35 protein-coding genes, 1 tRNA gene and 1 pseudogene are annotated in these 23699 nt (G+C 62.3%); 16 read left to right on the plus strand and 21 right to left on the minus strand.

Features of this window, described 5'->3' with window-relative positions; all coding sequences use genetic code 11:
* Both EN949_RS16750 and EN949_RS16755 read left to right on the plus strand, forming a co-directional pair.
* Positions 1-813 (plus strand): annotated as a pseudogene (locus EN949_RS16750) (AI-2E family transporter); the annotation flags it as partial.
* Between the two features lie 80 nt (positions 814-893).
* On the plus strand, positions 894-1382 hold the full coding sequence (locus EN949_RS16755; RefSeq protein WP_127366302.1) for a GNAT family N-acetyltransferase: 489 nt from the start codon (positions 894-896) through the stop codon (positions 1380-1382).
* Between the two features lie 57 nt (positions 1383-1439).
* Here the strand turns inward: EN949_RS16755 and EN949_RS16760 are convergent, their stop codons facing one another.
* The 4 genes from EN949_RS16760 to EN949_RS16775 all read right to left on the minus strand — a co-directional run bounded on the left by EN949_RS16760 (position 1440) and on the right by EN949_RS16775 (position 4090).
* Entirely contained in the window at positions 1440-2441 is a 1002-nt protein-coding gene (locus tag EN949_RS16760) for an aldo/keto reductase (protein WP_127366303.1), read from the minus strand.
* A gap of 98 nt (positions 2442-2539) precedes the next feature.
* Positions 2540-2785 carry a DUF982 domain-containing protein gene (locus EN949_RS16765; protein WP_013530762.1) on the minus strand — a complete coding sequence of 82 codons (246 nt, stop codon included), beginning with the start codon at positions 2783-2785 and terminating at the stop codon, positions 2540-2542.
* 130 nt (positions 2786-2915) lie between these two features.
* Complete coding sequence (locus EN949_RS35875) at positions 2916-3095, minus strand: hypothetical protein (RefSeq protein WP_024501614.1); 180 nt, start codon at positions 3093-3095, stop codon at positions 2916-2918.
* Positions 3096-3205: 110 nt separating this feature from the next.
* On the minus strand, positions 3206-4090 hold the full coding sequence (locus EN949_RS16775; RefSeq protein ID WP_013530764.1) for a LysR family transcriptional regulator: 885 nt from the start codon (positions 4088-4090) through the stop codon (positions 3206-3208).
* Positions 4091-4193: 103 nt separating this feature from the next.
* On the opposite strand from EN949_RS16775, the gene EN949_RS16780 reads away from it, so the two are divergent.
* Positions 4194-5063 (plus strand): NmrA/HSCARG family protein, encoded by an 870-nt coding sequence (locus EN949_RS16780; RefSeq protein ID WP_013530765.1) that lies wholly within the window; start codon positions 4194-4196, stop codon positions 5061-5063.
* Positions 5064-5144: 81 nt separating this feature from the next.
* Here EN949_RS16780 and EN949_RS16785 read toward each other — a convergent pair whose 3' ends face one another.
* Positions 5145-5462, minus strand: a complete 318-nt coding sequence (locus EN949_RS16785) for a hypothetical protein (protein ID WP_127366304.1) — start codon at positions 5460-5462, stop codon at positions 5145-5147.
* A gap of 278 nt (positions 5463-5740) precedes the next feature.
* On the opposite strand from EN949_RS16785, the gene EN949_RS16790 reads away from it, so the two are divergent.
* A complete protein-coding gene (locus tag EN949_RS16790; protein WP_013530767.1) occupies positions 5741-5983 on the plus strand; it encodes a hypothetical protein in 243 nt (80 codons plus the stop codon).
* Positions 5984-6074: 91 nt separating this feature from the next.
* Here the strand turns inward: EN949_RS16790 and EN949_RS16795 are convergent, their stop codons facing one another.
* The 4 genes from EN949_RS16795 to EN949_RS16810 form a co-directional block, all read right to left on the minus strand.
* Positions 6075-6281 (minus strand): hypothetical protein, encoded by a 207-nt coding sequence (locus tag EN949_RS16795; RefSeq protein WP_013530768.1) that lies wholly within the window; start codon positions 6279-6281, stop codon positions 6075-6077.
* A gap of 197 nt (positions 6282-6478) precedes the next feature.
* Positions 6479-6664: a hypothetical protein gene (locus tag EN949_RS16800; protein ID WP_013530769.1), complete on the minus strand. Its 186-nt coding sequence runs from the start codon at positions 6662-6664 to the stop codon at positions 6479-6481.
* Between the two features lie 317 nt (positions 6665-6981).
* Positions 6982-7055: transfer RNA gene (locus EN949_RS16805), tRNA-Gln, on the minus strand.
* A gap of 84 nt (positions 7056-7139) precedes the next feature.
* Entirely contained in the window at positions 7140-7430 is a 291-nt protein-coding gene (locus tag EN949_RS16810) for a hypothetical protein (protein ID WP_013530770.1), read from the minus strand.
* 551 nt (positions 7431-7981) lie between these two features.
* Between EN949_RS16810 and EN949_RS16820 the strand changes: the two genes are divergently transcribed.
* Positions 7982-9049: a PAS domain S-box protein gene (locus tag EN949_RS16820; protein WP_013530772.1), complete on the plus strand. Its 1068-nt coding sequence runs from the start codon at positions 7982-7984 to the stop codon at positions 9047-9049.
* 5 nt (positions 9050-9054) lie between these two features.
* Here the strand turns inward: EN949_RS16820 and EN949_RS16825 are convergent, their stop codons facing one another.
* On the minus strand, positions 9055-9993 hold the full coding sequence (locus tag EN949_RS16825; RefSeq protein ID WP_127370795.1) for an alpha/beta hydrolase: 939 nt from the start codon (positions 9991-9993) through the stop codon (positions 9055-9057).
* Positions 9994-10139: 146 nt separating this feature from the next.
* Between EN949_RS16825 and EN949_RS16830 the strand changes: the two genes are divergently transcribed.
* Positions 10140-10448 (plus strand): hypothetical protein, encoded by a 309-nt coding sequence (locus EN949_RS16830; RefSeq protein ID WP_013530773.1) that lies wholly within the window; start codon positions 10140-10142, stop codon positions 10446-10448.
* 90 nt (positions 10449-10538) lie between these two features.
* Positions 10539-10673, plus strand: coding sequence for a hypothetical protein (locus tag EN949_RS37110; protein WP_263484935.1), 135 nt, complete (start codon positions 10539-10541; stop codon positions 10671-10673).
* A 38-nt stretch (positions 10674-10711) separates the two neighbouring features.
* Here the strand turns inward: EN949_RS37110 and EN949_RS16835 are convergent, their stop codons facing one another.
* From EN949_RS16835 to EN949_RS16855, 5 genes are all read right to left on the minus strand, one after another.
* On the minus strand, positions 10712-10957 hold the full coding sequence (locus tag EN949_RS16835) for a DUF982 domain-containing protein (protein ID WP_027160738.1): 246 nt from the start codon (positions 10955-10957) through the stop codon (positions 10712-10714).
* 14 nt (positions 10958-10971) lie between these two features.
* Entirely contained in the window at positions 10972-11208 is a 237-nt protein-coding gene (locus EN949_RS16840; protein ID WP_013530775.1) for a DUF982 domain-containing protein, read from the minus strand.
* Positions 11209-11302: 94 nt separating this feature from the next.
* Positions 11303-11746: a GFA family protein gene (locus tag EN949_RS16845; protein WP_127366052.1), complete on the minus strand. Its 444-nt coding sequence runs from the start codon at positions 11744-11746 to the stop codon at positions 11303-11305.
* Between the two features lie 171 nt (positions 11747-11917).
* A complete protein-coding gene (locus EN949_RS16850; protein ID WP_013530777.1) occupies positions 11918-12097 on the minus strand; it encodes a DUF3606 domain-containing protein in 180 nt (59 codons plus the stop codon).
* Between the two features lie 492 nt (positions 12098-12589).
* Positions 12590-12781, minus strand: a complete 192-nt coding sequence (locus tag EN949_RS16855) for a hypothetical protein (protein ID WP_127366051.1) — start codon at positions 12779-12781, stop codon at positions 12590-12592.
* A gap of 198 nt (positions 12782-12979) precedes the next feature.
* On the opposite strand from EN949_RS16855, the gene EN949_RS16860 reads away from it, so the two are divergent.
* A complete protein-coding gene (locus EN949_RS16860; RefSeq protein ID WP_063168563.1) occupies positions 12980-13408 on the plus strand; it encodes a DoxX family protein in 429 nt (142 codons plus the stop codon).
* 49 nt (positions 13409-13457) lie between these two features.
* Here the strand turns inward: EN949_RS16860 and EN949_RS16865 are convergent, their stop codons facing one another.
* Positions 13458-13763, minus strand: coding sequence for a hypothetical protein (locus tag EN949_RS16865; protein ID WP_013530780.1), 306 nt, complete (start codon positions 13761-13763; stop codon positions 13458-13460).
* Between the two features lie 73 nt (positions 13764-13836).
* Complete coding sequence (locus EN949_RS16870; RefSeq protein WP_063168562.1) at positions 13837-14106, minus strand: hypothetical protein; 270 nt, start codon at positions 14104-14106, stop codon at positions 13837-13839.
* 349 nt (positions 14107-14455) lie between these two features.
* On the opposite strand from EN949_RS16870, the gene EN949_RS16875 reads away from it, so the two are divergent.
* From EN949_RS16875 to EN949_RS16885, 3 genes are read left to right on the plus strand one after another with little or no spacing between them, the layout of a single operon-like run.
* Positions 14456-14869, plus strand: coding sequence for a hypothetical protein (locus tag EN949_RS16875; RefSeq protein WP_127366050.1), 414 nt, complete (start codon positions 14456-14458; stop codon positions 14867-14869).
* Entirely contained in the window at positions 14862-15287 is a 426-nt protein-coding gene (locus EN949_RS16880; protein ID WP_245459091.1) for a hypothetical protein, read from the plus strand. The genes EN949_RS16875 and EN949_RS16880 overlap by 8 nt, the downstream gene beginning before the upstream one ends.
* Positions 15208-15903, plus strand: a complete 696-nt coding sequence (locus tag EN949_RS16885; protein ID WP_245459088.1) for a terminase family protein — start codon at positions 15208-15210, stop codon at positions 15901-15903. The genes EN949_RS16880 and EN949_RS16885 overlap by 80 nt, the downstream gene beginning before the upstream one ends.
* Before the next feature lie 234 nt (positions 15904-16137).
* Here EN949_RS16885 and EN949_RS16890 read toward each other — a convergent pair whose 3' ends face one another.
* Positions 16138-16401, minus strand: a complete 264-nt coding sequence (locus EN949_RS16890) for a hypothetical protein (RefSeq protein ID WP_063172565.1) — start codon at positions 16399-16401, stop codon at positions 16138-16140.
* A 244-nt stretch (positions 16402-16645) separates the two neighbouring features.
* Between EN949_RS16890 and EN949_RS16895 the strand changes: the two genes are divergently transcribed.
* Positions 16646-17401: a terminase family protein gene (locus EN949_RS16895; protein WP_127366048.1), complete on the plus strand. Its 756-nt coding sequence runs from the start codon at positions 16646-16648 to the stop codon at positions 17399-17401.
* A gap of 38 nt (positions 17402-17439) precedes the next feature.
* On the opposite strand, the gene EN949_RS16900 is transcribed toward EN949_RS16895, so the two are convergent.
* Together EN949_RS16900 and EN949_RS16905 are read right to left on the minus strand one after the other, a co-directional pair.
* Positions 17440-18717, minus strand: coding sequence for a DUF4041 domain-containing protein (locus tag EN949_RS16900; RefSeq protein ID WP_245459085.1), 1278 nt, complete (start codon positions 18715-18717; stop codon positions 17440-17442).
* A gap of 381 nt (positions 18718-19098) precedes the next feature.
* Positions 19099-19470, minus strand: coding sequence for a nuclear transport factor 2 family protein (locus EN949_RS16905; protein WP_127366046.1), 372 nt, complete (start codon positions 19468-19470; stop codon positions 19099-19101).
* 189 nt (positions 19471-19659) lie between these two features.
* Here EN949_RS16905 and EN949_RS36160 point away from each other — a divergent pair, with 189 nt between their 5' ends.
* The 4 genes from EN949_RS36160 (at position 19660) to EN949_RS37115 (ending at position 22835) form a co-directional block, all read left to right on the plus strand.
* Entirely contained in the window at positions 19660-21726 is a 2067-nt protein-coding gene (locus EN949_RS36160; RefSeq protein ID WP_206526430.1) for a hypothetical protein, read from the plus strand.
* Positions 21727-21795: 69 nt separating this feature from the next.
* Positions 21796-21987 (plus strand): hypothetical protein, encoded by a 192-nt coding sequence (locus EN949_RS16915; RefSeq protein WP_127366045.1) that lies wholly within the window; start codon positions 21796-21798, stop codon positions 21985-21987.
* A gap of 169 nt (positions 21988-22156) precedes the next feature.
* Positions 22157-22741 carry a hypothetical protein gene (locus EN949_RS16920; RefSeq protein ID WP_127370794.1) on the plus strand — a complete coding sequence of 195 codons (585 nt, stop codon included), beginning with the start codon at positions 22157-22159 and terminating at the stop codon, positions 22739-22741.
* Entirely contained in the window at positions 22710-22835 is a 126-nt protein-coding gene (locus EN949_RS37115) for a hypothetical protein (protein WP_281035567.1), read from the plus strand. The genes EN949_RS16920 and EN949_RS37115 overlap by 32 nt, the downstream gene beginning before the upstream one ends.
* A 145-nt stretch (positions 22836-22980) precedes the next feature.
* Here EN949_RS37115 and EN949_RS16925 read toward each other — a convergent pair whose 3' ends face one another.
* The gene (locus tag EN949_RS16925; protein ID WP_127367826.1) at positions 22981-23592 is read right to left on the minus strand and encodes a methyltransferase domain-containing protein; all 612 of its coding nucleotides are present in this window, start codon (positions 23590-23592) and stop codon (positions 22981-22983) included.
* Between the last annotated feature and the right edge of the window lie 107 nt (positions 23593-23699).

Below are 23699 nucleotides of genomic sequence, written 5' to 3' on the forward strand. Positions count from 1 at the left end.
CTCGAACCCCATGCGCGCCTGTACCAGCGGCTGCTGGCCGGCGATCCGGAAGAAGCCACCGATCATGCCGAGGAGATGCTGGAGGAGAAATATCTGGTCGAATTCTATGACAAGGTTGCCATTCCGGCGCTTCTGCTGGGCGAACAGGACCGTGTGCGCGGCGTCATGGGCGATTTGCAAAGGCGGCAGGTGGCGGCCAGTGCCCTGATGCTGGTCGCCAATCTCGACGACAGCGCGCAGGAGGAGGCAGGCGAGGAGGAGGGGCCGCCCGTGGCCGCAGAGGCGAGCGACGATGACGATCCCGGCGGGGAGGACGAGACCGAACTGCCCGATGGCACGGATATGTCCGTGCTTTGCGCCGGGGGGCGTGGCGAGCTCGACGACGCCGCTGCCGCGATGCTGGCGCAGGTGCTGGAGGTCCAGGGCGCGACGGTGTCGAAAGCCAGCTTTGCCGATATGGAACCCGCCGGCATTCGCCGCCTTGAGCTCGAAACCGTCGACACCGTCGTGGTCGGATTCCTGAACCGGGATTCCATCAAGCACGCCCGCTTTCTGGTCCGCCGGCTGAAGCGTGCGAAGGCCGCACTTCGGGTGGGAATCGTGTTCTGGTCGGAGGCCGACAGCGAGGACAAGGAGACGGCGGGCAAACTGGCGCGTGACATGAACGCGGATTTCGTGGCGCATGGCATGGTCGACGCCGTGCTGGGCGCGCTGTCAAACGAGCCGCCGGTCGCGCTCAAGCTTGTCGCCAAACGGCGCATGCGGCGACAGCGGGCCGCGTCCAAGAAGGTTACCGCGGCAGCGGCGGGGTGACCGAAAACTGCTGAAGGCCGGTGGAACCAGGCGGCCCTCCGCGCGGCCTTACGAAATTAGCTACCCGTCGGCGGTGAGAAATGCTCGAAATTCGCCCAGCCCACGAAGCCGACCGGTCGGCGATCGTGCAACTGTGGCATCAGGGCTGGCATGATGCCCATGCGCATCTGGTTCCAGCCGAAATCCTGGCGTACCGAACGCCGGCGCATTTTGCGCTGTGGCTGGAGCAATCCACCGATGCCTTCCATGTGGCGGCAGCCGATGGATTGCTTGGCTTCGTCTCGATAAACGGGGCGGAGCTGGTCAAACTCTATGTAAGCCCGCAAGCACGGGGAAGCGGAACCGCCCGCGATCTGCTGTCTTATGCCGAGCATCTCTTGTGCGAACAGGGCGTGGCGGAGGCAGAGCTTTTCTGCACGGCGGGAAATGTCCGCGCGCAGAGATTTTATGCCCGCGAAGGATGGCGCTTGAACCGCAGCTTCGAAGACGCACTTTGGCTGCCGGATGATGTCGCCGGCAGGTTCACCGTGGAAACCCACTGCTATCGGAAGCATCTGGGCTTTCGTTAGCATCACTATTCGGAACGAGCTTGGCGAGATTGTCGCGGACGCTGGAGCAGGCGCCCCCTACCGGTCGACCATCGCCATGCCCCGCTCGGTGTAGCGCGGGCCGGAGATTTTTCCCGGCGCGAGCGCTTCGTTGAGCGCGGCCATCTCGGCGGCATCGAGTTTGATAGCGGCGCCGGCGACGTTCTCTTCCAGGTATTTTCTGCGCTTGGTGCCGGGGATCGGCACGATGTCGATGCCAAAGCCGTCGCCCTTCGCCAGCAGCCAGGCCAGCGCGACCTGGCCGGGCTTGACGCCGCGGGCAGCGGCGATGTCGCTCACCTTGGCGGCCGCCTCGACATTGGCGTCGTAGTTTTCGCCCTGGTAGCGCGGGTCGTTGCGGCGATAATCGCCGTCGGGATAGTCTTCCGCACGCTTGACCTCGCCGGTGAGAAACCCTCGGCCGAGCGGCGAGAACGGCACCAGGCCGATGCCGAGTTCGCCAAGCAGCGGGATGATCTCCGGCTCCAGATTGCGCTCCCACAGCGAATACTCGCTCTGCAACGCCGACACCGGATGCACGGCATGCGCCCGGCGGATGTTGGCTGCACCCGCTTCCGAGAGGCCGAAGAAGCGCACCTTGCCTTGCGCGACGAGTTCGCCGACGGCGCCCGCGACATCCTCCATCGGCACCGCCGGGTCGACGCGGTGCTGGTAGAGCAGGTCGATACGGTCGGTTCCGAGGCGGCCGAGCGAGGCTTCCACCGCCTCTCGAATGTGCTCGGGCCGGCTGTCGGTTCCGGTCTGCTTGCCGTTTTCGATGCGGAAGCCAAATTTCGTGGCGATCGTCACCTGGTCGCGCTTGCCCTTCAATGCCCGGCCGAGCAGGGCTTCGTTGTCGTAAGGGCCATAGACTTCGGCGGTGTCGAGGAAGGTGCAGCCGAGGTCGATGGCACGGTGCAGCGTGGCGATGGATTCGGCCTCGTCGGCCGGGCCATAGGACTGGCTCATGCCCATGCAGCCGAGGCCGATAGCCGAGACCTGCAGCCCCTGGCTGCCGAGCTTGCGTGTTTTCAGGGTCATGGCAGGCGTTCTCCGGAGGGGGCGCAGCGATTATAGCGTCAGCAGGTTCAATCGATACGCCTATTCGATCACGATGTGGCTATTCGATAAGGATGTGGCTATTCGATCAGGATGTGGGCTTCGCGCGCTGCTTCGACGAGCGCCGCCCTGGCGACGTCGGGGGCAACATCGCCGCTCGTCGCCCGCTGGCAGGCGCGCAGTGCGGACCTATGCTTCGGGCTGCCTGCGTCACGCCAATGTGTGGTGAGCAAATCAATGGCCTGCTGTGTGTTGGACAGATGATGGATGGAACCGGTGACGCCGACCGAAACCGCCACAGGTTTGGAGAACCATGCCGTTTGCATTGGAACCACCTCAATTGGGCTGAAGCAATAAACGCTTATGGCCGCTCAAGGTTTCGTCGCTACCAATCAATCTGGCGTGATAGATTGCCGATACCCCCAGCGGTATTGGGCCCCACATTGTCCGCGGGGCTCACATGTTCGAGGCGACGTCGCGGGTGGGCGGAGTTTTGGGTTTGTGGGCGGCGCGTTGCCGCGTCGCCTGGTGGGCAGGGCGGGGTTTGACCGTGTTCACGGTCGTGGGCGCCTGCGCCTTGCGGCGCTTGAGCCAGTTGGCTGACAGTTCGGCAAGGAGACTGCGCAAGTCTTTCACGACGTCCTCCTCTTGTAGGGCGACAAGGTAATTGCCGTCGCCCCAACTTGTTCCACCGCAAACTCCTTCCGCCAAAAATAAAAGTTCTTGCCGGCGAAAGCGGTCGGGCATCACCTGCCGATATAGGCGGCCAGTTCGTCCGGCGTCCCGTTCGGGAAGGCCTGTTTCAGAAAATCCAGGAACGCCGACACGCGCGGGCTGAGCAGCCGCCGGGAGGGGTAGAGCGTCCAAAGAGCGATCTCAGGGGCGTCGATGTCCCCCCAATTCACCAACGTGCCGTCAGCCAAATCGTGGGCCACCAACGAAATGGGAAGACGTGCCGCACCGACCCCCGCCCGCACCGCATCGCGCACCATAATGAGCGTTCCCAAAGCGAGGACCGGCTCGATTTTGATCGTCGACCGGCCACCCTCTGTCTTCACGTGCCATGTTTGCCGTTCGCCTTTCCCGCGCGCAACGGCAGGGGCCGGTCCACCGGTGCGAGGAAGGTGAGGGCTCGCCACGACGACCAGCCGGTCGCGGAGAAACGCCCGTCCGACCAAGCTTTCGTCGGGATCCGGGTTGACCCGGATCACCAGGTCGTAGCCTTCCTCGATCATGTCCACAGCCCGGTCCTCCGTCGTGACCTCCAGCCTCACCTCCGGAAATTTGAGGGCAAATCCCGCGGCGATCCTCCCCATCGCGGTCTGAGAAAAAAGCAGGGGCGCGCTGATCCGCAGTCTCCCCTTGGGTCTTTGACCGCCCGAGGCGATCGCCGCGGCCGTCTCGTCCAGTTCGGCAAGCAACGCCCCCGTCCGCTCGAAAAGCGCCCGTCCTTCCTCGGTCAGCTTCAGGTTACGCGCACCCCGTTCAAACAGGCGCAGGTCAAGGCTGCTCTCCAAGTCTCCAACGCGCCGCGACAGGGTTGCCTTGGGCCGGCCGGTGGCCCGTGCCGCCTTGCCGAAACCGCCATGGCGGGCAACGAGGTTGAAATCGGTGAGGGCCAGAATATCCATAGGTGTTCCACCAGTGAGACGGTGCGTCTAAAATTTCGGTCTGTTTGAGTGTTTGTGAGCCACACATATTGGGCCTGTCAAGCAACCCAACAGGAGAAATTCCATGACCATCCTCGTTACCGGCGCCACAGGCAATGTTGGCCGCCAAGTCGTCGAGCACCTCGTCAAACGCGGCGCCGACGTCCGTGCTCTCGTCCGCGATCCGTCGAAAGCCAGCTTCCCGGCGGGCGTATCGGTCGCGCAAGGCGACTTTCTCGATGTCGATTCACTGCGCAAGGCCATGTCCGGCGTTTCCACCCTGTTCCTCTTGAACGCCGTGGTGCCGGACGAATTCACCCAGGCTTTGGTCGCGCTGAACGTCGCCCGATCGGCGGGCATCGAGCGGATCGTCTATCTCTCGGTGATCCATGCCGACGTGTATGTGAACGTGCCGCATTTCGCCGGCAAGTTCGGCGTCGAGCGAATGATCGAGCAGATGGGCTTCCAGGCTACGATCCTGCGCCCGGCCTATTTCATCCAGAACGACCTGATGATCGAAGACGTCATCACCGGCTATGGCACCTACACAATGCCGATCGGCGCCAAAGGCCTCGCCATGGTCGATGTGCGTGATATCGCCGAGATCGCCGCTCTCGAGCTGCTGCGCCGCGAACGGTCCGCGGAGCCGCTTGCGCTCGAGCGGATCAACCTCGTCGGTCCGCAGACACTGACCGGGACGGATATCGCGGCCATCTGGTCCGACGTGCTCGCCCGGCCGATCAGCTACGGCGGCGACAACACCGAAGGTTTCGAGCAGAATCTCAAGCAGTTCCTGCCTGCCTGGATGGCGTACGACATGCGCTTGATGGGCGAACGGTTCCTGACCGACGGCATGCTGCCCGAGGCCGGCGACGTGGAGCGCCTGACCGCGCTTCTGGGCCGCCCTCTGCGTCCCTATCGCGACTTCGCCTCACAAATCGCCGGCTCCGCCTGACGGAACGGCTCTGGTCATCACCCGGTTCAGAAACAGCAGGGCGGCCTTTTGAGAAGGCCCCCTGTTCAGCCGGGTACCGCATTACTGCAGGGTGGCCGGACCAGACCCGTCGCGTTGGGCGATCATCCGCCCGCCATCGTCGCCACCGAGACCATCCACGAACAGGCCAGCCACGCCGTCGAAATTGGTGAGCCCGTCGAATTCAATTGCGGCGCCAATCAGCTGGGCTGCCTGGAAGACAAGGTATTCGACGTCCTCGAGGGCGATGTTTTCGGCCAGGTTCCTGACCCTTACATGTTCCGCCACCGCCGTGATACTGACGATGCCGGTCTTCCTGAAGGCGATCTGGACCGCTGAACGGACGTCATCGCGCAGTCGCGCCGAGTAATCATACCGCATCGAAACCTCCCAAAGGGAACGGTTTTCTGTTCAGGTTGCACAATGCGGCAGGGGCTTCGTCTTGGCAAGTCACGAATTAAATAATATCTAAACAAATCAGCTAGTTAGCATAGTTATGCAAGTATGCGCCTTACGCCGAATACCATCAGGCTCATCATGCGCATGAGAAGCAGTTCACTCATCCCGAGGTCTTGACGCGCTAGGAGCGCTTTCCTAACTATTAGGTAAGCGAGTTGAATACTCATTCGAGGTATCGGGATCCTGAGCGAGGGAGCGCGATGACTGAACTGGAACGCCCGGAACGGTTGCAGATCATGCTGACGTCAGACGAGCTGGCTGCGCTGGAAAACTGGCGCTTCGACAAGCGTATGCCGAGCCGTTCGGCCGCGGTCAGGGAATTGCTGCGGCGCGGGCTTGCCTCGGACGGCTTCCTGACGGCGGAGCAAGGGGCGAAGTCGCAAGACTTCGGCATCCTGCCAACCGCCGGCGGCAACGGCATTTCCGAAAGCGGCAAGGAGTAGCGGGTCACCGCGCGTGAGCCGCTCCAGTCCTTTCAGGCTGCCGGTCGCCGCAACGCGGTGCCGGCCGGCCCAGCGGACCATAACTCTCGATTCAGAGGATGTTGGTCGTCACTTCGACGACGATCGCGGCACCTTCCAGGCTGCCATTGGTGACGTGCACGACACGCGATACCCGCAGATCCTGCGTGGTTCCATCGATCGACAGCGCAACGCTTTCGCCGATCCGCGGAACCGCCTGAAAAACCGCGTCCGTGGCCTCCGGCCGGTTGTCGATCGATATGCGGCAGTTGACGGTCATGAGATGTCTCCTGTGTCGGCCCGGTGGTCAACGCGGGGTCCGCGAAATGGTTTCAGGAGCCGGATGCAACTTGATGGCGCCCGGATCCGTAAAGCAGTAATTGCTCCATTGTTCATCGTAACGGAGCAACAGGGCTCGCCGGGGAGGGCGTTGGGGCTGCCCCGGCGAGCTTGATCCGCCTTGCCAGGGGCGTGGCATCACCGGGGTATGGAGACGAGTTTCGGCGCCCGCAATTCCCCGGCCATCCTTGCCGCCTGGAAAATTGTCATCAAAACCAGGATGGGCTCACCCTCGGTCGGGTTGATGGTCAGCACGACGCGGCCAAGCTCGTCGCTCATGCCGCAAGACCAGTCCTTGACGGCTATCACCTTTCTCGCGGCCATATGCCGTTCTCCTGCACGGGAGGTTCTCTGCCGGCTACGCCGTCTGGAGTTGGTCGACAGAACCTTCGCCTGACATTGCAACCAGCCGAAATGCGGCAAATGCGGCCAATATCATGAAAACCGCCGTGACGTTCAGGGACATCGTCGACGCAAGGACGCCCCCGTCAAAGCAACTCAGTTCCATGCGCTGTACCCCTTCAAGCCACTGACGGCCTGGATGATGATCCTGCTTCGAGTGAAATACAAGCGCGCGCTAATGTGCTGAAGCCGGCTGGCCAGTCTGCGCGCGGGTTCGAACCAGCCAAGCGCTTGGTTGCTGGTTCCCGCTCAAGGGCTCGAACCTCGATTCACGCCTTCAAAGGGCGCTGTCCTACCATTAGACGAAGCGGGAAAATGCACGTTGCGCCCCACCCCTAGCCGGTTCGCGCGCCGGGATCAACGCACTGCGGCGGCAAAGCCGATTGGAAGCGCGGTGTCAGTCCGGAAAGTTGGTGACAGGTTCCTCGCAGCGGTAGACCGGGCAGCTGCCGTCACGGGTCGGGACATAGGCCGACATCGGCACCTCCGGCCAGTCGCATTCGTTGCCGAACTGCCTGACATAGCGGTCATAGGTGTTGGGGCCTGTGGTCAGCACCACGGCATGGCGGCTTTGGAGCAGTTGCCGGAGCTGGTCGCAACTCATCGTGCGGGTGTCGGGCCTGGCTTCGGCGAGGCCGGTCGCGGCCAGCAGGATCGCTGCCGTCAAGGCAATTCGGCGCATTGGCATGGCTGTTCCTCGAATGGACATATCGGCCGAAACTTGCATCCCGCCGGGTGGTTCCGCAACCGCCGGCTCGCCGTCTGTGGCAGCGCAACCAAATGGTCCGTCGTGCATTGCTGGGGATGGATGGCAGGAAGCCCTACAAAACTCCGCAATGGCGGCCCGGAAGCGGGGATCGCGAGGCCATGTGCTGTTCCTTCTGCGGCGGGCGCGACCACAGCTACGAGGACTGTCCGCAAAGGAATCCCGACGCCGATGCAGTGCCCGTTGCGCCGCCCAACGGCGCTGGCTCCGAAAAAGCAGGCCGATAAGACGGACAGGGCGAAGCGGCCACCGGGCTTACAGCAGCTCGACTGGATCGGCATTTACGGCCGCAGAGGCATTGCCGAGATGGAGGGCCGGGCATTATCGTGACATGCGTGTCCGCGACCGCAAATGCGGAATGTTGCGCACCGACTGCAACCAAAATGCCCGGTCAGGCATTTCTGGCAGGAGGGGAATCCTCACGCATGCCCGGACGCTGGCGGGAGGCGGCAAGGTGGGGCCACGACGGGGCAATGACAGAATTGGCAAGCGTCGATAGCCTGCTCGAAATCACTGCCCACGCTCGGCTGGCGGCGATTGTCGATTCGTCCTTCGACGCCATCGTCAGCAAGGACCTGAACAGCATCATCACCAGTTGGAACGCGGCGGCGCAACGCATGTTCGGCTACACCGCCGAAGAGGCCGTCGGCCGCTCCGTGCTCATGCTCATCCCCGATCATCTCAAGGATGAAGAGACCGACATCATCAGCCGGGTTCGCAAGGGCGAACTCCTGGCCAGCTATGAGACGATCCGCCGGCGCAAGGATGGCGGCCTCATCGCCGTGTCGCTGACCATTTCGCCGATCAGGAACGCGTCCGGCGAGATCATCGGCGCATCGAAGATCGCCCGCGACATCACCGCCAGCAAGGAGAGCGAGCGCCGGATCAGGCTTTTGCTCCGCGAGGTGAACCATCGCGTCAAGAACCAGTTCGCGGTGATCCTCTCGATGATCCGGGAGACCAGCAAACGCTCGACCGATCCGCGCGAGTTCGAGGAGATGATCCGTTCCCGCATCATGGCGCTGTCGCGGTCGCACGATCTGCTGGTGAACTCGGAATGGGCCGGCGCCAGCCTCTTCGACCTTGCCCAGGAGCAGCTCAAGCCGTTCGGTCACGAGGCGCGGGTATCGCTTTCCGGACCGCTTTTGACCCTGCAGCCGAATGCCGTGCAAAATCTCGGCATGGCGTTTCATGAACTCGGCACCAACTCTTCCAAATATGGCGCGCTGGCGAGCGAGGCCGGGCGGCTGGAGATCACCTGGCGGATCGTCGAAGGCGCTTCGGACAAGCTGGAAATCCATCTGCTCTGGGACGAGACGATGCCGGTGCGTGAGGGAGAGCGGCCCGGGGGGCGGCAAGACGAAAGCACGCGCAAGGGTTTCGGCACCGTCGTCCTGCAACGGGTCGCGCCGCAATCGCTGAACGGCTTGGCGGTGCTGGATCGCAGCCCGGGCCATCTCAGCTGGTCGCTGACGGCGCCGCTGGATTCGATCATCGTTCCGCAGTTGGGCGCCGACCTGCCTGAAACCGAAACGTCCTGAGCCCATCAAAGGGAAGGCGAAGGTAATTCCGATCGCGGGGAGATGCCGTGACCGGTCTCACTGAAGAAGCCGGCCAGCAGATCGGCCGTCCGCGCCGGGTTCTCCTCGGGAAAGAAGTGTCCGCCCGGCATCGGCTGGCCGCGCACGTCGTCGGCCCAGCCGCGCCACAGCGCCAGTGGTCCGCCTTCGCCGGCATACCAATCCGCCAACGCGCCCTGACCGCTCCATAGCGCCAGCAGCGGGCAGCGGATGCGCCGGCCGGCTGCCTTGTCGGCATGGTCATGCTCGCGGTCGAGCGTGGCTGCCGCCCGATATTCCTCGCAGATGGCATGGGCGTGGGCAGGCGTACGCAGGGCCTCGACATAGGCCTGACGCACTTCGGCTGGAAACGCCGATGGCTGTGAGCCCCAGCCGTTGAGCGCATTGTCGACGATCGCCTCGGCGGCGCCGGACAGGATCTTTTCGGGCAATGGCTCGGGCTGCGCTAGCAGCGACCATGGCCAATAGCCCAGGGCCAGCCTGGCGTCGGCGCGGTCCCAGGCATCGGCGGTCGGCACGATGTCGAGGACGGCGAGCCTGTCGATGCTGCCCGGATGGTCGAGCGCCATGCGGTAGGCGACACGCCCGCCGCGATCATGGCCGGCGACCATGAAGCTGCTGAAACCCAGCTTCTCCATCAGCCTCACCAAATCGTCCGCCATGGCGCGCTTGGCATAGGGTGCGTGGTCCGGAGTGGACGCCGGACAGGAGCTGCCGCCATAGCCGCGCAAATCGGCGCAGACGACGCTGAACCGGCTGGCCAGAGCGGGCGCGATGTCGCGCCACATCAGATGCGTCTGCGGAAAGCCGTGCAGCAACAGCAATGGCGGCCCGGTCCCGGCACGCAGGCAGAATATGCCGGCATCGCCGGTGTCGATTTCCGCGCCTTGAAAACCTTCGAACATGACCGCCTCCGGCACGCGCAACGGCCGGCGAACGGGTTTGGTTGCAATGCCGCCCGGCGACGCGGCCAACCTTTTTCGTCGACAGGCGTTGTCCCTGTGAAGGGAAGGCCGCCGCAGGCGACCGTGAAAGAAAGAAGGAGGCAGGGATGAGAACTCTCGCCATCATGCCATTCGGCCTTATGCTGGCGCTGGCAGTGCCGGCCGCAGCCCAGCAGCAGAACGACAGCCAGGCGCCGCAGGCCGACAAATGCAGGGCTCAGACCGGGCAAGAGGCAAAACAGCAGCCTGAAAAGCAAGCCGATGACGGCAATTTGACCGCGAAGCTCAACGACTGCGGCGGCGTGCTGAAACCGCCCCCGACGGGAGACCAGGGCATGGCGGCGCCGGCCCCCGACGAAGGCAAGACGCCGGTGATCAAGCCGGGTGAAGTTCCACCCCAGCCGCCGAAGCAATAAACGCCGGCTCACTGGTATTATCGCACAAGCTAATGGAACCTCGTTTTCTCGGGAGCGTTTTCTCACGACTTGGAATTTGGAGAGATTATCGTGAGAGATATTGCAGCCACAGCCACGTTGCTTGCGTCGATCGCCATCGTGATTGCATTGATTCTTCTGGTGCCGAAGAGCTTTGGATTCGAAACCTCTCAGCCGATTGTCCAGGGCGAGCTTCCAACGAAATGACAAAGCAGGCGAGGCACGACGTCTGCTTCCTTTGACACCTACCGCACCAAGACGCCGGCGTGGCTGCAGAGCGCTGCGAAGGCTTCCTGCGCCTCGGCGGCGCCTGTCTGGGTTTCCAATGCGGCTTCGACCTTCTCGCGCGCCGCCTGGTAGAACGGGCCGCGCTTGGCCTGCGGCCAGTCGATCAGGATTTCGCTGGCATCCCTGAGCGTGGCGACGTCGCGGATCGTGTCCGAGCCATGCGGCTTGATCCGCATCGGTGTGGGCAAAATGAGCTCGGACATGTCCTGTTTTCCAACTACTGCAGGAGTTTTGCTTCGCGCGCGGCGTCGATCACCGCCCGCATCGCTTTTTCCGGCGGCGTCCAGCCATCCAGCGCATCGCGGCAGCTGCGCAACGCCGCCCGGTAGCGCCGTCCCTGACCAGCCGGCCAGTCGCCGAGGCATTCCAGGCCTTCCCAGGCGCTGCGGACGATGCGCTCGCGCTCAGGCGCGAATTTCAGCCTGATGGGGCGGGGAAACATCTTGTCGTTCAACGGTCGTCTCCATGATTGCCGCAAGTCGCCGGGCGACATGCGTGAGAGGCGACCGGTAACGTCGGCGACAGGGCAGGGTTCCCTTGCCCGGAGATCAAATCTCTGCGTCGATGTCCGACAGCGATCTCGGCGTCGGCGCTTCGGCGTTGTACGTGGCTGGGCGGTCATGCTCGAACTGTCCGGCGCCTGGCAAAGCGTGCAGCCAGGTCTCGCGCCTGGAGGTCCACAATTCATATTCGGGCACGAGATCGGTCGGCGCGATGTCGAGGCTGCCGATTGCCACCTCGGCCTCGTTGTCGTCGACCCAGGCGACGCGGCCGCCGCATGTCGGGCAAAAGCTGCGCGTGCCATAGGAGCTGACGAGGCCGGTGGTCTCGAAGGCCTCGCGCGGCCAGATGGCAAAGGCCGAATAGACCGAACCGCCGGCCTTGCGGCAATCCTTGCAATGGCACAGGCCGACGCGCAGCGGCGCGCCGTGAACCTCGAACTGCACGCCGCCGCACAGGCAGCTGCCGGTCCTGCGTATGGTGTCGGACATGACAACCTCCCTCAATGCGTGGCGCTGCGGGCCGGGTGGGACAGATGCTCGTCTGCCGTCTCGTTGGCCAGGATGAGAAACCGGGAAAAAGACATCCTGTTCACCGTACCACCAGGCCCGGTTGACGCGGCCCGCAGCGTCTTCAACGCCGCCCAGGCGAAATGGTTTCGGCTAGCCGCGGGCCGCCATATGGGCGTCGAGCTTCTTGCGCGAGGGTCCGTAGCGCTTGATGATGGTCTGTGCCTCGCTTGGCGGAATGCCGTATTTGCGGGCAAAGGCGGCAACCTCGTAGGGCTCTTCGCCCGAGACCTGCTTGCGGTCCTGTTTCGTCTTCGACTTGTCGTCAGCCATCTCAGGCCTCGCTTTCTGTTGTCGGGGAAACGCGCAACCTTCGGCGCCCGCGATCAACACGACATAACACAGATCGGCGCCGCCGGTTCCACCAGGCGACACGGCCAGGCTGCAACCGGCCTGTATCAGGCCGATGGCCGCATCGGGTCGGCGTCGGCAGCGTGGTCGCCGTCACATTCGGAGCATGCCGCGCTGAGGCCGGGGCAGCCGCGCCGGTGGGTGCCGGCAGGGCAACAATGGCCGTTGGAACTCGTCCAGCGCGGACATTGGAAGACCTGGCCAGCGCCGCCGCAGCCGCTGCATTCCAGCGTCGCCGACCCCACGCCACGAGGTATCGCCCCAAACCTGACGCTTGTTCGCAAATTTCAGCCCACCCAAAATTGCTGCACCGGCACACCGCTGCATTAGCCCCGGCTAACAATATCACATTCGTGATTACCAACAAGTTTCAATCGCGCGATGCGCCGGAAAGCTGTTCGGGCCGGCGTGTCGTCAGGCCGGCTTCAGCCGCATCGCGGCGAGATACATGAGTGCCGAGGCGGCCTGCCGGCGGTCCCAGCCGGCAGCCTCGACCTTGTGGAGCAGGGCATCGAGATGCGGAGCCAGCATATCCCTGCATTCCTGTTCGTAGGCGGTGCTCATCGCCGGATGCCGCGGTGCGCCGATGGTCAATGCCTTGGCCATGTCCGTTCCCCCTTTGAGGGAGCAACACTATACCGTCGGCCGGCAAACCGAAGATCGCTCCTTGCCGTCGGTGTGAGGCTTCGAAGCCTGCTTCGACCCGCGGCAAGCGCCCTGTCGAGAAAAATTGGCCTGGTGTGTCGGATCTGGCGTCCGTCGCGCGTCCTAGGAGCGAGCAACCTGCAAAGCTGGAGAACGAGCATGTCGTCGCAAATCACTCAATCGCCGTGGCAGACCGCGGCCCTTCTCATCGCCCGGCTGATCTTCGCCGGCGTCTTCCTGATGGCGGTGACGTTCAAATTCATGGGCATGGCGGCCACCGCCGGCTATATCGCCGCCGCCGGCTTTCCGTTTCCGCTGTTCCTGGCCTGGTGCGCGGCGATCCTGGAAGTCGCGCTGGTGCTGTGCTTCCTGACCGGCGCCTTCTTCACGCAGGCGGCCCTTGTCGCCGCCGCCTATGTGCTGTTCCTGGCCCTTGCCTTCCACGGACCCAGCCACTGGGCCGGCAACCAGGCCGAGTTCGGCTTCTTCATCGACCATTTTTCGTTCCTGGCCGGACTGCTGTTTGCGGCGGTGCATGGACCGGGCAAGGTGCTTTCGCTCAATTTGGGATGGCCGGGCAGGGCTTGAGGCGAGGGCAGTGGGCCACCGCGGACGCATGCCGGCCCGCCGGCACCGTTCACAGCTGGTCGTTGTAGGGTTCCTTTATCTTGCCGACCATGCGGGCCAGCTTTGAGAAGGACGGCAGCTCCGCCTCCGGCTGGCACTGGTTGGCGAGTTCCAGCAGCCGGATCGGAAAGTTGACGGCGTCGCGGCTGGATGCGGACATGCCTTCGGATCGTTCCTCGTTGGTTTCGCCGGCCTCGGTCTTGCGCAGGGCCAGGTCGATTTCCTCCGCCGTCAGCACCCCCTTTTGAACCAGGAGACGATTGATCGAGGCGACGGCCATCAACAGGCCTTCGAGTTGCAGGTTGGCGACATTCATGGCGATTGCTCCCGTGGCTGGGGTTGAAACGCACGAGCGGCATTTCCGCTCCAGAAAGGCTGCGGGCGAACGCCTATTCCTGCGTCAGCCGTTCGCCATATTCGCGCCACAGCGCCTTGACCTCCAGGTTGCCGAGGCTGCCGATCGAAACATCCCCACAGCTGATGGCGACGGCGCCGACGTCGTATTGGGGGTAGGCGTTGGCGACGAAACGGATGGCTTCGCCCAGCGAACGCACGCGGATGACTGGATCGGCCTGACCCTGGCCGGTGCTGCACACGCCGGAAACCGTGGCTGGTGCATGCCGCATCCTGAACACGGATGCCATGGCTGGTCTGTCCATCGTCCTCTCCCACAAGGCCGTGCGACGGGAATCATTCCATGAGCTTCGACGAATGATTTCACACCTGCCGGCTTATGACCAGCCGCCGGCAAAAGCAGGGTTTTACGCGCTTTGCCAGCGTCGCTCAGCGCGGGAGTTTCGACCAGACTAGGAATTTTTTCTCAGAAAGTGGTTGACGGGGTGAGTGCAGCTATGCTACATTTTTGCCCATGGTGCTGAGTTGCGCCAACGACCCGCCGCCGAGGCGGGTTTTTTGTTTCTGGGCTAGACATGTCGGCGGGACAGAGGGGGGCGCCAAGGAATGCCATCCTTCGCCCGATGACTCATTTCGCAATCCGAGAGACGACCCATGACCCGCTACGCCACCATCATCACCGATGCTGACGGCCAGGAAATCGTCAGCGCCATCGGCGAATTCGAAGGCGCCGCACCGCAGCCACGCCTGGGGCGTGTCGAGCAGGTCGCACCCGGCATAAAGATCGGCATGGTGCGGGATGCGGCCGGCGGCTTTTGTTTTCCGCAGGCCGGCATTGCCGGACCCCTTGTCGGTCTCGTCATGGCGCGGCTCAAGGCGCGGGCCGGTGCGGCAAAGCCTGTCGGTGCGGCGAATCCCGCCCAGGTGACAGGGCCGAAGCGCGCCAAGAAGGCAAAGAGGAAAACGGTTCGCTCGAAGAAGCGAGCCAGCCGGCCCGGACCGGCGGCGCCCAAGGCCGAAATGGTTTTCGCTGCCGGTGCCAGCGCCATGGACCAGGTCCATGACTGATAAAACCGCAACCGGGCCGACGCGCCGCAAGCCGGCGAGACGCAGGTCCGCCGCCAAACCGGCCGCGACACAGAAGCCGCGCCGCAAACGCGCCAAGAAAACACTGGGCGACGATTTCCTGGCCGCCGTGCGGGCCGATTTTCGCACACATGGCGCCGGCGTCATCGCCGAGGTGCGGGCCGACAAGCCGGATCAATATCTGAAGATCGTGCTGTCGGTGCTGCCCAAGGATTTCGATGCCAAGATCAACCAAATGGACGGCCTGAGCGATGACGAAATCCGCAGCCGCATCCGCGCCCTCGAGGCCGTCGTCAAGCCGTTCCTCGAAGAGGCCGGTGATGTCCGTGAAGACGGAATATCTGGCGCTGCTGACGGAACTGGACAGACGGCGCCGGACCAATCAACTGGCGGCCTATAGACCGTATCAGCGCCAGGCCGAGTTTCATGCAGCGGGCGCCCAGAACCGCGAGCGCCTGTTCATGGCCGGCAACCAGCTCGGCAAGACCAGGGCAGGGGGCGCCGAATGGGCCATGCACCTGACCGGCCGTTATCCCCGGTGGTGGCAAGGCAAGGTGTTTGACTCTGCTGTCAGGCTGTGGGCGGCCGGCGTCACCGGCGAAGGCACGCGTGACAATCCGCAGCGCGTGCTGGTCGGTCCGCCGCAGCAGCAGGCGGCCTGGGGCACCGGCATGATCCCGGCCGACGCCATTGTGCAGACCTTCATGGGCCGCGGCGCACCGGGCGCGCTCGACAGCGTCGTGGTGCGCTGGGGCGGCGGCGGCGACGTGCAGGCCGATGAATCGGTGCTGTCGTTCAAGAGTTTCGAGAAGGGCCGCGAGAAATGGCAGGGCGAGACTTTACACGGCGTCTGGTTCGACGAGGAACCGCCGCTCGACATCTATTCCGAGGGCCTGACCCGCACCAATGCAACGGGCGGGATTACGATCGTGACGTTTACGCCCCTTCTGGGGATGTCGGATGTGGTGCTGTTGTTTCTTTCGGCGGCGCAAGTGGAGGGGATGGCGAAGGGGTGATGCGCCCGACTTCTCCCACAAGGGAGAAGAACCGTCGCGTTGATCCGAAAAACACCATCCGAACAATACGGTACAGTCGGCATCTCCCAGGCTGATTCAGGACCCCTCATGTCCCGACCCGTCACCTTCATGACCATCGACGATGCCGCGCACTGCACGCCGCAGGAGCGGGCCGCAACCATTGCGGCTCGCTCGCTTTCTGAAATTGCACCCGTCAGGCAAGGAACTACCGTGTCAACATGTTGTTGGAAGACAAGCCCAGGCCCCGGTTTCGGTATTCACCCAGCATTTGTAGCACTGCACAGCGCCAAGGGTCTTCTCCTCCGCCCTCAGCATGATCGCTGGCTCGCTGCCGGACGAGACGTCCGGGATTCCATTCTTCCATTTCACCAAAAATTCGCGGCCGTCGACTTGCATGATGACGTCGCCATCGCCACTTGCCGGACGCGGTGGTGTATTCAACAGCATTACGGATGTGTTGCTCTGCATTTTTTTCATCTGTCGTACTCCAATGGGTTGCAGGAAATTTCTGTCGGTTCACAAGAAAGGCCATAGGTTGGCATTTGACTGGTGTCGCGCTTGGCGGTTGCCGAGCGTCATGCTGCGGTCCTCCTTTCTGGTGTGTCTTTTGCGATACCCAGCGTGATGCCAGCGTGAATTGCACCGGTACGCCCCGTCAAAGGTCGCAATGAATCGATGAGGTGCGGCGACAATGGTCGAACCGCGCAGAGGGAAATACGCCATGTCCCGACACGTCACCTTCATGACCATCGACGATGCCGCGCACTACACGCCGCAGGAGCGGGCGGCGATCGTCGCTGCCTATCCGGCGCATGAGCGCGAGGCACGCGCCCGCGGCATTCCGGTGCTGGGTTCGGGCCGCATCTTCCCGGTGGCCGAGGCGCTGATCGCCTGCGAGCCGTTCCGGCTGCCGCGCTACTGGCCAAGGCTCGGCGCGCTCGATTTCGGCTGGGACCATCCTTCGGCCGCGGTCGAACTCGCCTGGGATACGGAGGCTGATGTCGTCTATGTCACTAAGGCGGCGCGGGCCTCGCAGCAGACGCCGGCGATGCAGACGCTGACCTTGAAACCATGGGGCGAATGGCTGCCCTTCGCCTGGCCGCGCGACGGCCGCCGAGAGACGCTGGAAGGGGCAGGGGTGGCGCTCGCCCGGCAGTATTCGGCGCATGGGCTCAACATGCTGTCGCGTCACGCGCAATTTTCGGACGGTTCGGTCTCGGTCGAGGCCGGGCTGATGGAGATGCTCGACCGCATGCAGTCCGGCCGCTTCAAGGTGTTTTCCACGCTTGCCGACTGGTTCGAGGAGTTTCGGCTGTTTCATCGCAAGGACGGTCAGGTGGTGAAGCTGCGGGATGATTTGATGGCAGCGACGCGCTACGGCGTGATGATGCTGCGCGAGGCGGTGGTGGATCCGGCGGAGTTCAAGGCGGCGCGACGGGCGGCGGAGCAGAGCGATCCGCTGGGGGCGTTTCGGTGATTGAGTTCGTGCGGCGCTTGGGCGAAGTGTGCCGGTTGTTAGATCGCGTCTGGGAACACCGCCTGTTCGGCATGTTCGACAAGTTCAAGAGCCTGTCGCCTCCTCGACAACGTTTCGTGATACTCTTGGGCTTCGATATCCTTGAAGAATGGCGCATTTGGTGCAAGGCGTTTCACCGCAGCTTCCACATCGTCAAGAGAAGTCCTGAAGAACTCCTTTCGATAATTCTGGGCATTCACCCGCGTCGGCTCAAACTCTCCGTGAAGCGCACGCTCCAACGTCGGGGCATCGTCGCTGTAGATGATCGCATGGGTATCGAAAACAAATGGGACGCTTGCATCGCCAAGCTCCCGGACGCGATCCAGGGGGTCTAGTCTCCGCGTGAGCCCTATTTTCACGACATCGCCGCCGAAGGAACCTATATTCGAGATGATATAAACGTATCCCGAGCGCGTCTTCTCTGCCATGGCTTGCGCTCTTTCGACTTTCGCATGCGCCGCCGCTAGGTCTTGTTCGAGCAGTTTGATTTGATCGGCGAAGGCATCGAGCTTTGGTCCCACTATTTTCGCAGCCTCAATCTTCGCCTTGTCAAGCAAGCGCTGATAATGCTCTTCCTCCTCTTGCGCCTGCTCCATATCACGGATTAATCGTTGCTCTTCGCGGGCGAGGCGCGCAGCTTCGGCTCTCTCCTCCTTTTCGGCTTTCAATTTCTCGCGATGCTCGTGCGCGAGGTAAAGTTCTCTAAGCTTGAGCTTGACGAAGTCATCGGTGACGAAAATAGAGTTGGACGCGTTGTGCTTGTCAATTTGAGCCTGGGCATTTTGGATGCGTTTTTCCATAGCATTGACGTTGTTCCAGCGCGTATTGGCGATCGCGGCATCGCATTCATTGTTGAAAGCTCTTAGCGTCAACCGAATGTTACGGCGGGTCATCGTCTGGCCCTTCGCAGAGCTGCCATCTACCTGCCATTGAGTGGTGCAGATTACAGCCCTTTCGGCTGATATCATAGCTTTCTGCTGCTCACGCGCCGCCAAGATCGCGGCCTTGTATTCCTCGCTGTCCGTGAAATCGAAGTGTGGCTCGTAGACACCCATTTCGGCGAACGCCAACTTGTCGTCGAAGACCGCAACTTCTCTGAGCAATCGGTCAAAGATCGCCTTCTTATCGGAATAGTCTGAGCGCAAGTTCGCGATCCTGTCCTCCTGAAATTGCGCATCTCCAGTCAGGCGTGCTACCTCGGCTTCTATGTTCAATATCGGCTCGTACTTAGTTTCCAAGCGTTGGATGTGCTCCGCGAGCAAAGTCTGGTTCTCCAACGCAGTCTTCCGTTCCTTCCTCATTTGAAAAAACTGCCAAATGGCAATTATCAATAGGCCAGGGCAGATTGCTACAATTACTAAAAACACACTGACTAGCATGTAAATGCTCCCCACCCTGTTGTTCTCACCCGCGCGATGGTCGCGCAATAGTAGAAACCAATCAATTGCTTTGTCAGAAAAAGATTGAACTGGTTAGCGCCCCTCGTGGCGATCTTCTAATCGCGTCTTGCCGCTGGACGCTAATCGCCCCTGCGCCCGACGCTGAGGGCCGACATTCGCCCCGACTATTTCTCGAGAGAGTTCAGGGCGGGGCGGCGAATTACGGTGACAGTGCACTTTTATCGGTCGCACCACCGCAATTCGAATTGACGCCGTGGGTTACTCCACGATCTTCCAGTAAGAATCCTTGCGGATCACCTTGCCGTCGCGAAACGTGTAGAAATCACAGCCCCGGACTTGCTTTTTTACACCCTCGCGGGTGGTGCCGGTGAGGGTCCATTTCGACATGCCGGTGTTGGCAGCCTCGTCGGCAAAATGCTGTCCGTTGCCGTAGTGGACATCGGGCAGGCCTTCGAAGCGTGTCGCCAGCGCGTCCCGTACGTTGCGCTTGCCCTCGCAGCGCGTTCCCCAGGGCTCGGCTCCCCTCGGCATCTCCAGGACGCAGTCGTCGGCAAAGAACGCCATGATGCGATCGAGATCGTGCGCGTTGAAGGCTTCGCATAGCTCCGTCAGTGTCGCTCGAATGTCCATTCGCCCGTCTCCTGGATAGCCGTCGGTGTCTGAAGTAGGTCACTGGCGACGGGGCCGGTCAAGTGCGCAGGCCGCCGAGACGCCGCTCCAAGACCGTGACGACGTCGCCTGCCGGTTTGACCAACGGTCCGGCACGATTGGCCATGCCGTGATCTCCAGCGAAGCGCCCCTGTGGCAGGAAACAAACCGATGGCAACCATACCTCTCTCCATAGCGCGGCGCCGGCTCGATGCTGGCAACGCTGTCCAGTACTCCCAGGGATCGCCAGTCGGTGGCGCCATGCAGGGGCTTGGCGACCAGCTTTCCGCTGTCGCCGAGCGCTACCAGCAGATGAAGGATCAGCAGGAGGTGTTCGACGCAGAGCTGGCGCGGCGGCGGTTCAACGGACGGATCGCGCAGGCGGAAGACGAGGCGGCAGCGAATGCGCCGCCCGACGGCGCCGGCCTGTATGAGGCCATGTACGGCCAGGTCGACCCGCGTAACGGCCAGGTGGTCAAATCAGGCCTGTTCGACACGCTGTTCGATGATGCCTTGCCTGGCCTGCCCGAGAGCCAGCGCGCCAACTTCGCCAGGCAGAAGGAGGCGATGCGCGCGGTTGGCGCGCGGCGCATGGCGCGGCGGCAGCTTCAGCGGCGCGACGACTATGAACTGACCGAGTGGACCAAGGTCGACAACATCTCCACCAGTTCCATTGCACAAAGCGACCCGAACGATACCGCGAACTTCGAAGTGATCCGGCAGAACGGCTTTGACCTGATCTCCAAGATTGGCAACCCGCTTATTAGGCAAACGGCTGAGCTTGCTTGGCGCAGCAACACGGCCAAGGCGCTGGTCCAGGCGATGATCGCTCAGGACCCGAAGCGGGCCGCCGAGATGCTGGGCACGGCGCAAGTTGGGGTGCGGACCAAGGACGATATGGCTGAGGCTATTGGTGACCCGCACGCAAACACCACAAGCTCTGCGGCGTCAAAAGGCGACCGGCTCGGCAAGCCTACGCCGGAGGAGCGAGTAGCGCAGATCGTTCGGGATGACATTTCGGCTGCAGATCGACCAGCCTTGGCCGATCAGGCCCGAGCCGCAGATGCCGCGCGGCAGATCGAGACGCGCACGAGTCTCGGTCTTGCCGAGCAAAACGCTCCCGCTATCATCAGCGACACTGGCACCTATTCCGGCCTGATGCCGACCCCAGAGCAGTTCGTCGCTCTCTACGGCGCTCCCGAAGGTGTCAGGCGCTTCCAGGCCTTCAATCGAGCGATCGACGTCAGTCGGCAGTTTTACAGCATGCGCGGCATGTCGAACGAGACCGTGCAGACCAAGATCAGGGATGCTGCTCCTAAAGAGGGCAGCACGAAGCTGGAGGAAGACAAAGCGCATCATGAGGCTATCGCCACGGCCGCGGAACTGACGTTCAAAGCGAGGCAAGACGATCCGGGCGGCTATGTTCGCAAGATTTTCGCGACGCTGGATGCTGCGTGGAACAATCTGTCGAAGCCGGAAGACTATCAGGCGGCGATCATCGGCTCGATCGCCGCTCAACAGCAGTTGGGCCTGGAGAAGATCCAGCCTCTGCCGAATTCCGTGGCGGAAGGGATTGCCGACACGCTCCGCGATCAGAACCGACCGTCACAAGAGACGGGCGTGGCATTGCGCAATGTGCTCATAGCAACGCCTCCTGAGCAACGCCCAGCAGTACTCGATCACTTGCTTCAGGCCAGCGTATTCGGGGTGGCCGACAATATGGCGGCCAGGTCGCGTCAGGTGATGGAAGAGCCGCTGGCCGACGGCAGGGAGCCACTAAATCAACGAGGTGGCGGTCAGGCCTTAGGCTTATCCGACATCGCTAACAGAATTGTGCCTACTTATGGCAACTACGGCGGACCGGGCTGGACTGGCGGGGCTTGGCGTGGCGATTTCAAAATGCCACCGGCTGATATTCAGGACGGCTTCTATAAGCAGCATGATACGGACTATCGTGACGCGATCACTTTAGATGATAAAATCGCAGCTGATAAGAAGCTTGTGGTATCTTTGAGAGCATATCTCAAAAATGGAGTTTACTTGAAAGACCCGGGCTTGGGAACTGATAGAGCGCGCGATGAGGCGGTAAGATATGCTATGAACGCAACGATAGTTTTTGAGCGTAAAATTGCTGCCTACGTGGCGATTCGCGACGAAGCACAAAAGGCTTACGACGATGCACAGTCAGCTGTCGGACGGGCGCATTTCGAGAATACGATGTCGTTTGGCGATTGGTAAATCACTGAATGCTATATCCATCATCCGACCTTGCAGCGAATCTTTCTCACAATAAGCCTTGAGATTCCGATGTTATTTTTCACCATTTTCGGAGTTATAGCGCTGTCACTCGCGATCGCCATGGGGATAGCTGCTGTTAAATCTAGAGATATCAGCCAACAGAAGCGAGTGGCGCTTATTTTTTGCGCCGCACTGCTTAGTGTTCCCGGATTATTTGCTGTGTATATGATGCTTATATTTGTAGTGGTTTTGTTTCAGTAGGAACCAACGGGATGCGTCTGCTTTTCGGCTGATCCGAGATTATGCCGCGACTTCCAAGCGTCGTGGCGATGAATAAACCCCGGACAGCGGCATTCTTCAACAACCGTCACGGCTGGCGTCCCAAGTCCTTGCGAACGCCGCTTCGCCACAGCAGGACGAAGGGCCAGGCATGCACCCTCGCATCATCCCCGCAACCTTGCGCGATCTCAGTTACATCGCAGCCAATTTGCGCCCTGAGGACCGGGCCGAGATCGACTGCCAGCTCGATCATTGGTCGCCGGCACTGCTGGCGCTGACGGCGCTGCAGGGGTTTGCCTATGTCGCCGAGCTGGACGGCAATCCGGAGGCCGGCTTTGGCGCTGCCGAACAGCGCGGCGGGTTGTGGATCGCCTGGAGCTGGGGCACGCGCCGCATGAGGCGCTGCGTGCCTGGGATCACCGACTTCTTTCACGCCGTGCTTGGGCCTCAGGTCGCGGCGCGGGGCGCCTGGCGTGTCGAGGCCCGCGCCTTGGCCGCCAATGAACTGGCGCTGCGCTGGCTTGGCCGGCTCGGCGCGACGCAACGCTGCCTGTTGCCGGGTTACGGCCGCAACGGCGAAGACTTTTTCCTCTACGACTGGACAAGAACCTCTAATTTTGGAGAAGGCTGGAACCATGTGCCTGTTGCAAAAACCACCGGAACTGAAGCCGCTGCCGCCGGTACCGACCGCGCAGGACAAGGACGTGCAGGCACGGGAAGCCGCGCTGCGTGCTGAGCTCGAACAGCGGAACGGCACCGCCGGCACCATCAAGACCGACCTCGCGCCAGGCAGCCTCACCGGCCAGCGCCGCGTGCTGCTGGGGCTTTGACCATGACCGCGATGAAACGCAGTTTCAGGAAGCGCGTGTGGGACTGGTGGGTTTGGCGACGGCATGCGCGGGTGATGAAAAGGCGGGGTAATTAGCCGATCTCCCCCCCTCGTGGGGGAGATTGGCAGCTTCGCCGCCGCTCTTCTTAACCCTTCTTCGCGAACGCCCAGACCATCAGCGGGTATTCCTCGTCGTTGCTCAAATCCCGCCACAGGCCGTAGGCGCGGACGGGGCCGCCGATATGGGCCTTGGCGCAGGCCTTGTTGCCCCAGCCGTGCACCTTGACGTTGGCTTCCGCGAAGCCGCCCTCGACCATCAGCTGCTTGAGGCCGGCGGGCGTCCACCGGTTGTAGTCATGCGGCCTGGCGTGGACGCGAAACAGGAAAGGCGTCGCCACCATTGCCCAACCGCCGGGCCTCGTCATGGCGTGGATGTTTTCCACCGCCGCCTGCGGCCGTTGCACATGTTCCAGCACTTGGTCGGCGATGACGATGGAATATTGCTCGTCGGTGCGGTTCCTGCAGATGTCGAATGCGGGGAAATCGACCGAGCGGTAATTGGGGCACATCGCCCGCCAGGTGCGGTTCCAGCCGGGCGAGATCTCGATCACGTCGGCGGCCTTGCGGTTGCCGGCTTCGAGAAAGAGGCTGAACGCCTCGATCTGGCGGATGCGCAGCCAGTTGCGGGAATCGTAACCGATGAGCCGTTTCACGGCGCGTTTGCTTTGGCTCTTCAGGGCGGCAAGGCTTGTCGTCACATCGACCTCCTCCAAAACCCACCGCGAGCAAGTTCGTAGCACCGCCAAGTGGGCAAAAGATGACAGGGGCGCGACATCGACGCTGCCGATCTCCTCCCGTGTGGGGG

The organism is Mesorhizobium sp. M7A.F.Ca.US.007.01.2.1 (assembly GCF_003998165.1).
Lineage (GTDB): Bacteria > Pseudomonadota > Alphaproteobacteria > Rhizobiales > Rhizobiaceae > Mesorhizobium > Mesorhizobium ciceri.

Bases quoted from the DNA above. Each gene is read 5' to 3' on its own strand.
- EN949_RS16825 (WP_127370795.1), bottom strand. From the start codon at position 9,993: ATGTTCGAAGGTTTTCAAGGCGCGGAAATCGACACCGGCGATGCCGGC.
- EN949_RS16885 (WP_245459088.1), top strand. From the start codon at position 15,208: ATGTCCGTGAAGACGGAATATCTGGCGCTGCTGACGGAACTGGACAGA.
- EN949_RS16795 (WP_013530768.1), bottom strand. From the start codon at position 6,281: ATGACCGTCAACTGCCGCATATCGATCGACAACCGGCCGGAGGCCACG.
- EN949_RS16855 (WP_127366051.1), bottom strand. From the start codon at position 12,781: ATGGCCAAGGCATTGACCATCGGCGCACCGCGGCATCCGGCGATGAGC.
- EN949_RS16860 (WP_063168563.1), top strand. From the start codon at position 12,980: ATGTCGTCGCAAATCACTCAATCGCCGTGGCAGACCGCGGCCCTTCTC.
- EN949_RS16870 (WP_063168562.1), bottom strand. From the start codon at position 14,106: ATGGACAGACCAGCCATGGCATCCGTGTTCAGGATGCGGCATGCACCA.
- EN949_RS16765 (WP_013530762.1), bottom strand. From the start codon at position 2,785: ATGCAAACGGCATGGTTCTCCAAACCTGTGGCGGTTTCGGTCGGCGTC.
- EN949_RS36160 (WP_206526430.1), top strand. From the start codon at position 19,660: ATGGCAACCATACCTCTCTCCATAGCGCGGCGCCGGCTCGATGCTGGC.
- EN949_RS16920 (WP_127370794.1), top strand. From the start codon at position 22,157: ATGCACCCTCGCATCATCCCCGCAACCTTGCGCGATCTCAGTTACATC.
- EN949_RS16905 (WP_127366046.1), bottom strand. From the start codon at position 19,470: ATGGACATTCGAGCGACACTGACGGAGCTATGCGAAGCCTTCAACGCG.
- EN949_RS16865 (WP_013530780.1), bottom strand. From the start codon at position 13,763: ATGAATGTCGCCAACCTGCAACTCGAAGGCCTGTTGATGGCCGTCGCC.
- EN949_RS16755 (WP_127366302.1), top strand. From the start codon at position 894: ATGCTCGAAATTCGCCCAGCCCACGAAGCCGACCGGTCGGCGATCGTG.
- EN949_RS16835 (WP_027160738.1), bottom strand. From the start codon at position 10,957: ATGTCCGAGCTCATTTTGCCCACACCGATGCGGATCAAGCCGCATGGC.
- EN949_RS16830 (WP_013530773.1), top strand. From the start codon at position 10,140: ATGAGAACTCTCGCCATCATGCCATTCGGCCTTATGCTGGCGCTGGCA.
- EN949_RS16800 (WP_013530769.1), bottom strand. From the start codon at position 6,664: ATGGCCGCGAGAAAGGTGATAGCCGTCAAGGACTGGTCTTGCGGCATG.
- EN949_RS16895 (WP_127366048.1), top strand. From the start codon at position 16,646: ATGTCCCGACACGTCACCTTCATGACCATCGACGATGCCGCGCACTAC.
- EN949_RS16915 (WP_127366045.1), top strand. From the start codon at position 21,796: ATGTTATTTTTCACCATTTTCGGAGTTATAGCGCTGTCACTCGCGATC.
- EN949_RS16785 (WP_127366304.1), bottom strand. From the start codon at position 5,462: ATGCGGTATGATTACTCGGCGCGACTGCGCGATGACGTCCGTTCAGCG.
- EN949_RS16890 (WP_063172565.1), bottom strand. From the start codon at position 16,401: ATGAAAAAAATGCAGAGCAACACATCCGTAATGCTGTTGAATACACCA.
- EN949_RS16845 (WP_127366052.1), bottom strand. From the start codon at position 11,746: ATGTCCGACACCATACGCAGGACCGGCAGCTGCCTGTGCGGCGGCGTG.
- EN949_RS16880 (WP_245459091.1), top strand. From the start codon at position 14,862: ATGACTGATAAAACCGCAACCGGGCCGACGCGCCGCAAGCCGGCGAGA.
- EN949_RS16760 (WP_127366303.1), bottom strand. From the start codon at position 2,441: ATGACCCTGAAAACACGCAAGCTCGGCAGCCAGGGGCTGCAGGTCTCG.
- EN949_RS16790 (WP_013530767.1), top strand. From the start codon at position 5,741: ATGACTGAACTGGAACGCCCGGAACGGTTGCAGATCATGCTGACGTCA.
- EN949_RS16780 (WP_013530765.1), top strand. From the start codon at position 4,194: ATGACCATCCTCGTTACCGGCGCCACAGGCAATGTTGGCCGCCAAGTC.
- EN949_RS16820 (WP_013530772.1), top strand. From the start codon at position 7,982: ATGACAGAATTGGCAAGCGTCGATAGCCTGCTCGAAATCACTGCCCAC.
- EN949_RS16875 (WP_127366050.1), top strand. From the start codon at position 14,456: ATGACCCGCTACGCCACCATCATCACCGATGCTGACGGCCAGGAAATC.
- EN949_RS16775 (WP_013530764.1), bottom strand. From the start codon at position 4,090: ATGGATATTCTGGCCCTCACCGATTTCAACCTCGTTGCCCGCCATGGC.
- EN949_RS16850 (WP_013530777.1), bottom strand. From the start codon at position 12,097: ATGGCTGACGACAAGTCGAAGACGAAACAGGACCGCAAGCAGGTCTCG.
- EN949_RS16810 (WP_013530770.1), bottom strand. From the start codon at position 7,430: ATGCCAATGCGCCGAATTGCCTTGACGGCAGCGATCCTGCTGGCCGCG.